1 protein-coding gene is annotated in these 1217 nt (G+C 78.7%); it reads left to right on the top strand.

Going from position 1 to position 1217, the window contains the following annotated elements; translation table 11 throughout:
• Positions 1 to 85: 85 nt before the first annotated feature.
• Positions 86 to 1217 (top strand): AAA family ATPase (locus ECOMGDLI_RS35375; protein ID WP_198954950.1); only part of this gene is annotated, 1132 nt, incomplete at its 3' end.

Here is a 1217-nt window from a genome sequence, read left to right as displayed (position 1 = left end):
GCCCGCCGGCCGCCGCGCCCCCGCCCCGGCGCCGCCGTCCGGCCGCACCGGCCGCCCAGCAGGCGTCGCTGTTCGAGGAGGCCGGGTGAGGCTGCACCGGCTCGACGTCACGGCGTTCGGGCCGTTCGCCGGCTCGGAGTCCGTCGACTTCGACGCGCTCGCGGAGAGCGGCCTCTTCCTCCTCCACGGGCCGACCGGCGCGGGCAAGACGAGCGTCCTCGACGCCGTCTGCTTCGCCCTCTACGGCCAGGTCCCCGGCACGCGCCGGACGACGGTCCGGTTGCGCAGCGACCACGCCGACCCCGCCACCGTGCCGCAGGTGCGCCTGGACTTCTCCGTCGGGCGCCGCCGCTTCGAGGTGACCCGGTCCCCCGCGTGGGACCGGCCCAAGAAGCGCGGCAGCGGGACGACGCCGGAGCAGGCCCGGGTCACGGTCCGCGAGCTCGTCGACGGATCCTGGGAGCCGCTGACCGCCCGCATCGACGAGGCCGCGCACCTGCTCGAGGAGCTCCTGGGCCTCGGGCCCGACCAGTTCACCAAGCTCGTCCTGCTCCCGCAGGGCGAGTTCGCGGCGTTCCTGCGCGCCGACGCCGAGGAGCGCAAGGCGCTGCTCGAGAAGCTCTTCGGCACCGACCGGTACGCGGCGCTCGCGACCTGGGTGCGGGAGCGGCGCATCGAGCAGCGGCAGCGGGTCGAGGCCGTCGCCGAGCGCACGCGCCTGCTCCTCGCCCGCGCCGAGCAGGCCGTCGAGCCGCTGGGCGGCGTCCCCGCCGCCGGGTCCGGCGACGACGAGTGGGCGGCCCTGGGCGCCGGCCCCGGTGCGGCCGCCGACCCGGCCGACGAGACAGCCGACGCAACAGCCGACGACCTGGGCGACGACACAGACGACCCGACCGACGGCGCAGACGCCCCGCGCCGCCGCCTCACGGTGCTGCGCCGCCACACGGCCCGCGCCGCCGAGGACGCCCTGGCCCACCGCGTCGCCGCGCAGGGCCGGCTCGACGTCGCCCAGCGGGCGCACACCGAGGCCACCGCGCTGGCCGCGCTGCGCGCCGAGCACGCCGCGCTCACCGCGGCCCGGGACGACCTCATGACCTCCGCCGAGGAGGCCGAGACGACACGCCGGCTGCTGCGGGACGCCGTCCGCGCCGAGCCGGTCGCCGCGCTCGCCGCCGGGATCCGCGACGCCGTCGTCCGCCGCGAGGAGGCGGCCGCCG

The sequence above is a fragment of the Kineosporia sp. R_H_3 genome, from assembly GCF_002198675.1.
GTDB lineage: Bacteria > Actinomycetota > Actinomycetes > Actinomycetales > Kineosporiaceae > R-H-3.
This window is presented reverse-complemented; position numbering and strand designations above follow the sequence as displayed.